This window comes from Streptomyces sp. bgisy159, assembly GCF_965341775.1.
Taxonomy (GTDB): domain Bacteria; phylum Actinomycetota; class Actinomycetes; order Streptomycetales; family Streptomycetaceae; genus Streptomyces.
The window spans coordinates 1-6,645 of sequence record NZ_CBDQZH010000088.1 but is presented as its reverse complement, the minus strand read 5'-3'; the positions used below and the strand labels follow the sequence as shown (position 1 = coordinate 6,645).

Genomic DNA, 6,645 nt, shown 5'->3' with positions numbered 1-6,645 from the left:
TTAGCATTCCCAAAGGTATCCAGGCCACCACCGCCACCGAGCTCACACCTCTGACGTTCCGCAGCGTGCTGCGGCACATCTACCGCAACGAGGACTCGTGGACTCAGTTCGCTGACAAGGAACAAGAGTTCCTGAGGCGAGCCGTCATCAGCTACCTCTTGGGTTTCGCCCCCACCAGGTACAGCAACCACGACTTCGAGCTTGCGGCAGCACAACGCCGACTCGCACAGGCGCAGGCGGCCGAACGAGAGGTGCATGACAGCACAGACCGAGCCGTCGCAGCCGTCTGCGAGAACTTGCATCTGCCAACACCCAGGAGCGAGCAGCAGGTCAACTCCATCAGAACCGACTTGCGGGCCGAGCTCGACGCGGTTGTCAGGCAACGTTCCCAGCTGACCCGCGAAGTGGAGCAGCTTGTTGCCGGACGACGCCAAGAAGGCGACGCCGGGGCAGTGAGCCATGGCTACGACGCCACCCTGTCGCAGCAGTACGAGCAGGCGACCCAGAACCTCACGAGCACCGCCGAGACCGTCGCCGGCCTCGAGCAGGTCCTGACTGCCCACATGCAGTCTCACAACACCGTCCGAGCAGAGATCGCCCGCATGGAACGCCTTCTCGCCTCCGTCGACATCTTCGACAGCCTGCCGGTGCGCCTGTGTCCTGCCTGCGAGCAGAAGATCGACATCCATCGCGATCACCCAGAGGGCACCTGCTACGTCTGCACCCAGCCAGTGACCGAGGACCAGCGCAGACGACGCGGAGAACTAGAGAAGCGGTCCCTGGCCGCAGAGGCCGACGACCTCCAAGAAGTCATCGCCCGAACCAGCCACGACCTCGACCAAGCAAAAACCGACCACCGGCACGCCCAGAGCACCCACCAAGACATCGCCAGGCAGCTGAACGTCGACCGGGCCGCCCGCCTCGCCCCGTTCATGGCCAGACTCGAAGAGATGGCCGCCCAGACCGCCGCCCTGGAACAAAAACTCATGGCGCTGCCCGCCATCGAGCAGATGCTCACCCGCAAGACTGCCGCCACGCAGACGAGCCAGGCTGCCCAAGACAGACTGAACCGACTAAAGCAGCAACTCGATGAAACCCCCACCACAGGGAGAACGCCCATCGACCGCTGCGCCCTGTTCGCTGATCGGATGAACGAATTTCTCAACCGCCACCGCGACGATGTCTGGGTGGCAGGGAATGTGGCGATCAGCGCGGACGACCTGACCTTCTACGTCGGGACCCGCCCCTGGAGCCAAGTTCTCGGAGCCGAAGCGCGAGTGCTGTTCTTCCTCGCCTACAGCAGGGCCCTACTGTTCCTGGCCAGGGACCTGGGGGACGACTGCCCTTACCCGGGATTCCTCATGCTCGACAACCCCTTCCAGCAGGGAATCGCAAGCGACGTCGTTCACGAAGTTCTCCGTGACATTGCCGATGCCGCCCAAGCCACCGGCGCACAGGTGATTTCCACGCAGGCCGTACCAGTACCACGTCTCTCCCCCGGCATCGAACAGATCATTATGCCGAACACCTACATCGGCGAACCCGAGGGCTGACGGCCACATCTGGACAAGGAGGGGCAGGCCGCCTGGCGCTCCACGACCGGCTTCCTCCTGTCCTGTCTTACGCCCATTCGACACCCAACTTTCGGAGCGCGACCAGCTGTTCTTCGGTGAGCTTGTCGCGCCGGGCCTTGGTGTTGCTGTACCAGATGCCGAGCTTGGTTTCGGTCCCATCGGGCAAGGTCTCCACCGCCTGCCGGGGTACAGGTCGGACGCCTTCCCGCTCCACCCATTGCGCGAGCGCCGCCAGGCCCCGCTGGAACGCCTGCTGTGCCTTGCTCGGACCCTTCGCCGCGCGCCCGGTCGCGGGGGCGGGAGATGGCGCCTCAAGCGGCTTGATGCCCAGCACGGTCAGCCGCTCCTGCTGCTCGGGCAGGAGCCGCGCCCAAGTGCCCGGCTGCTTCTGCTGCTGGAGCCACTTGCCGATGTCGTCGCCGTCCATCAGCACGCCGGGTGCGATGTCGGGCAGCTGGCCGTCGGCGTCGACCAGGTCCGCCAGGACGCGGTAGTGGCGTTGCCAGTCCAGCGGCCACGGGCAGTCCCAGTCCGGGTCGATCTCCGTCAGCTGCGCCGCGCGCACGGCGGCCCGCTTCGGGTCCTTGCCCAGGCCGTTCTTCGCGCCCTTCCTCCGGAGGTTGGCCATGTGCTGCCCGATGGGCACCATCGCCTCGCCCTCGCCCCACACCGCGTCCTGACGCGGGGCGAGATGCCCCGTGGCCCGCCGGTAGGACCGGAGCGCGGCGAGCTTGTTCTCCCACGCCTCTTCGCCCGGTTCCCAGACCATCCCGGCCTCCGGGGCGTCCAGCAGCGTCTTGCGCCGCTCCTCCAGCTCCCCGGCCCGCAGCGCCTTCCTCTGCTGGTGCACCCATCGGCCAAGCGGAAACGCCTTGGTCGCCCCGACTTCGACCTCGACGTCGTAGGGCACGGCGTAGAGGCCCGTGATCTCGTTCTCCTTCCGCCATCGCAGCAGCGCCTGGTAACCCTCCAACCAGACGAGGCTTTCGGGCCTGTACACCCGGGTGCGCAGGAAGGCCGCGATGGTCGCCGCGTCGCGCGGGCTGGAGAAGTGGAGCAGGGCGGACTCGGCAGCGGCGTCGGTGTCGTCCTGCTCCTGGTCCTGGCCGTCGCCCTCGCCGCCGGCCCTGACGATCCGCCCGTCCTCGTCACGCCGGACGTGGACCTTGCGCTTGCCGCTCGTGAGCGCCCGGGAAGCGAGCTGCTCGACCAGACGTTCGTCATGCGAACGCAAACCCTGGAGGACCGCTACAAGGGGACGGAACGAGGCACTGGCGACCATGTCCTGCGGGTCCTCGCCCGGCTCCAGGAACACCGGCACGATGATGCGGGCGACCTTGGTGGAGCCGTCCCTGTTGAGCCTCAGAGCCCGGCCGATGTTCTGCACGATCTCCACCTGCGAGCCGCGGGTGTCCGCGAAGCAGACGGCTTCCACACCCCGTTCGCCGGTGATGTCCACCCCTTCCCCGAGCACGCGAACGCTGGCGAGGAAGGCGCGGTGGACCCGCCGCCCGGCCGCGTCGATGCCGTTGGCGAACTGCCGCAGGACCTCGCGCCGCTCGGACACGAGGTGGTCGCCGCACAGCCACGCCGACCACACCCGGTCCGGCGGGACGTGGCGGCCGGCCTCCAGCTCGTAGAACTCCGCGTCGATCGACGACTCCGGCAGCTCCTCCGCCCTCGCCAGGTCCTCATCCGAGGCGTCGTTCATGTACAGCTCGGCTGCCGTCTCGGGCAGCTTCTCCGCGAACGCCGCGGCTTCCTCCACCTTCTGGTGGAACGTCATGACGGTGCGCAGGTTCCACGCGGCGGCGTGCTCCAGGAGCGCGGTCTGCAGGAGCGCCAGGCGCCGGCCCCGCCGGGCCTCTTCCGACTCCCCGAGAACCGGTGAGGGGTCGCGGATGTCGCGGTTCGTTCGTTGTGATCGGCGTGTGTGGTGTTGAACTGGGCTGATCAGTTGGCTGGTTGGGTCCGGTGGTGTGGTGTGTGGTGGTGAGGCGCTTGGCGTTGATTGCGGGCTGGGCCTGGGTGGGCTTGTGAGCTGGGGGTTTCCTGTTCTGGGTCGGTCTTGTGGGTGTTTGATCAGTTTCGTTGGTGGTTGGGCAGGTGTACTGGGTGGCTGTTGTAGCGGTGCAGGGGTGTGGGTCCGTGGATGCCGATGGTGCCCAGGAGGTGTTGTTGGTGGGGGTGGAGCTGGGTCCAGGTGCGTTGCTGGGTGCGGATCCATTTGGTGGTCTGGTGGGGGAAGGGAATGCCGGCGCTGTTGTGGGTGTGGGCTTGGTGCCAGCTGTGGTTCCTGGTCGTCGGCCTCGGCTACGCCGTTCACCGCCGCCCGGCGTTCGCGGTTCCGGTCGGCGTAGCCGTTGCTGCCGCCGGCGCTCTCGGCACGATCGTGGTCGGCGTCGTCCAGGCCGTCACATCGTGACCGGGACGGGCCGGGCCCGTCCCGTAGCAGGGCAGGGACTAGGCGGAACCGGGCCGGTGCTTGCGCAGGGGGCTCCCCGGGGAAGTAGTCGGCGTCGTAACCGGCCTCGTGCCGACCCCTTGTCTGCCTGGTCAGGCCGCATGCCGAAGGCCCGCGTCCGGCACCGGCCGATGCGACCCAGGACGAGACCTACGGCGAGACCCAGGACGCGACTCAGGGCGCGACTCAGGGCGCAACCCAGGACGCGACTGGCCGGGAACAGTCCGGTGGGCACCCGACCAAGTACCTCACCATCACCTTGGTCGGGCCTCCGGCGGGGAGCTGGCCAAGGCCCTGCCGTGAGCGCGACCACCGCAGGTCACAGCCGTGCCCGGCCCGACCGGCCACCCGAGGGTTAGCCCGCGCCGCGCACGGCGCGGGACCGGACGTGCTGCGCACGCGGCCCCTTGAAGGCTTTCTGCGGAGTGTCCTGTTGCTGGCGCCCGCTGTCATCACTCACACGGGCGGTCCGGCCCTGCCCGGCGGCAAGATCTCTTGCGGCATCTCCTGCACGATCTCTTGCGCCTTCCCTTGCGGCATCTCTTGCGCGAGCCTCCGCGATCTTCCGGCATCTGCGCAGCTCACCAGGCCCGTAGAAGCGTGGTCAGGGGTCTGACATCCCCCTCAGAGCACCCCACGACCGGCCCTCCTGGAAGGAGAAGGGTGGGAGGGAGCGGGCGGGACGCGGGGAGCGCCTCGGGGGATCGGGCCGGCCGCATGTCCCCTCGCGCGCGTCGGCGGGGCCGCGCGCGGCCGGGGCGAGACGCCCCGGCACTCGATCGAGTACGCGTGGAAGATCCGGCTCTGCCCTTCGCTGCCAGGGTTGGCTCTCCGGCGCACTCACCGCGGTCGGAGCCTCACTGGCCTACGTCCGGGTGGTTTACCCAGCGCATCCGCCGATCGACCGCAGGCATCCCGCTACTGTCGTTGTGTAGTTATGTGACTACTTTGGGTGAAGGAGGGGGTGCGGGCGGCCCCCACAGGTCGACTGGCGATTCTCGCCTGCCTCTTTCCGGCCATCAAGAACAAATGTGAGGAGATCTCTGTGAATTCCATGCTGAAGAAGGTAGTCGCTTCCCTCTCGGCAGGGGCGGCCATGGCCCTCGGCGTCGTTTTCGTGGGGGCCTCCCCCGCAGCTGCTGTCGAGCGGTGCGAGCATCAGACCGCCGGCCACGGCCCGTTGGGGGGATACCGCGCCGAATTCGACTTCTGTATCCAGGCGGATGAGGGCGAGGTGAAGGTTTCGGTCGAGAACTTCGCTTGCTGGCACGATGAATTCCATAATTGGTACCCCAGGCGCTGTGTAGTGACCGGAGGCATGGTCCAGACGCTGAAGAACGGAATCAGCACCTACAGCAGGCTGACGCCGCTCGAGTCCATGGAAGACCTTGGGCATTGGGAGGTGAGCCTCCCGGGGTGTGAAGATGGAGACTTCGTCAAGGCGTTCATTGACGACCTTCGGATTTCCTACGCGGGGCACACTTGGAATGGGCATACCGAATGGAAAGAGGTCGCCTATCGAACACCCTTCGTTAACAGCGGCGTCCGTTGCTGAACTGACTTCCCTTCAGCCCGGTGTGCAGGGAAAAAGCCTGTACCACCTTCCGCGCGGGTCGAACGGGCCGGGAGCAGGCTGTCGTCGACGCGCCGACCGGGTTGGGCACCATCGCCTTGGCGGTGCCCCATGAGCGCACCCACACCCGCAGGCCCCGCACCGCAAGGACGCGGCCTCCAGCCCCCGCCTTCGGCCGACCTTCCCCGGCCCTGCTGGCCCGCGCCGACTGCGGCTACGCCCGCTTCCCACGACCCCCACGGCCTGGTCGACGCCGAACTCCCCCTCGACCGTGCCCCCTACGAAGCGCTCGTGACCGCCGTCCAGGCGAAGCCGCGGACCACCAGGACCGGGATGCCGTATTCGGCGAGCCAGGCGGTGAACATCTGTCGGAGGGTGTCCTAGCCGACGACCAGGCCGACGACCTCATCGCCACTTCGTCCGGCGCCCGCACAGCAACGGACCCCGGGCCTTGAGAGGCCCGGGGTCCGGTCACGGCGCAAGACGGCGATCAGAGGCTGTCCGGAGCGGCCTGCGGGACGGTCACCGGCCTTGCCCAGTCCATGCCCAGCTCGGCGAGTGCGGCGAGCTGGTCGGTGTCCAGCCGGTCCCTCCTCGATTTTGTGTTCGATACCCATACGCCCAGCCGCACAGACACGGGTTCCGCCTCGTCGTCGACCGTGATCTGTTCGCTGTGCCCCCTTGGCACCGGCCGGTCGCCCTCACGCTCCACCCACTGCGCAAGGGCCGCCAGGCCCCGCTGGAACGCCTGCTGCGCCTTGCTCGGGCCCTTTGTCGCGCGTGTGGCTGCCGGGGCGGGAGACGGCGCCTGAAGCGGTTTGACGCCCAGCCTGGACAGTCGCTCCTGCTGCTCGGTGGACAGCTGCGCCCAAGTGGTCGGCTGCTTCTGCCGCTCCAGCCACCGGCCGATGTCATCGCCATCGAACAGCACGCCGGGCGTGATGTCGGGGAGGCTGCCGTCGGCGTCGACCAGGTCCGCGAGCACCCGGTAGTGGCGTTGCCAGTCCAGCGGCCACGGGCAGTTCCAGTCCGGG

At 67.8% G+C, this 6,645-nt stretch carries 5 protein-coding genes; 3 read left to right on the top strand and 2 right to left on the bottom strand.

The window, feature by feature from the left end; all coding sequences use genetic code 11:
• Positions 1 to 1,553, top strand: a 1,553-nt coding sequence (locus ACSLTV_RS35630) for a hypothetical protein (RefSeq protein ID WP_435613682.1), incomplete at its 5' end; no start/stop codon positions are given.
• A gap of 67 nt (positions 1,554 to 1,620) precedes the next feature.
• On the opposite strand, the gene ACSLTV_RS35625 is transcribed toward ACSLTV_RS35630, so the two are convergent.
• The gene (locus ACSLTV_RS35625; RefSeq protein WP_384941222.1) at positions 1,621 to 3,360 is read right to left on the bottom strand and encodes a helicase associated domain-containing protein; all 1,740 of its coding nucleotides are present in this window, start codon (positions 3,358 to 3,360) and stop codon (positions 1,621 to 1,623) included.
• A gap of 429 nt (positions 3,361 to 3,789) precedes the next feature.
• Here ACSLTV_RS35625 and ACSLTV_RS35620 point away from each other — a divergent pair, with 429 nt between their 5' ends.
• Entirely contained in the window at positions 3,790 to 3,999 is a 210-nt protein-coding gene (locus ACSLTV_RS35620; protein WP_384941221.1) for a hypothetical protein, read from the top strand.
• Positions 4,000 to 5,083: 1,084 nt separating this feature from the next.
• Positions 5,084 to 5,593: a hypothetical protein gene (locus ACSLTV_RS35615; RefSeq protein ID WP_384941219.1), complete on the top strand. Its 510-nt coding sequence runs from the start codon at positions 5,084 to 5,086 to the stop codon at positions 5,591 to 5,593.
• A 508-nt stretch (positions 5,594 to 6,101) separates the two neighbouring features.
• Here ACSLTV_RS35615 and ACSLTV_RS35610 read toward each other — a convergent pair.
• On the bottom strand, positions 6,102 to 6,645 hold a 544-nt coding region (locus ACSLTV_RS35610; RefSeq protein ID WP_435613681.1), incomplete at its 5' end, for a helicase associated domain-containing protein.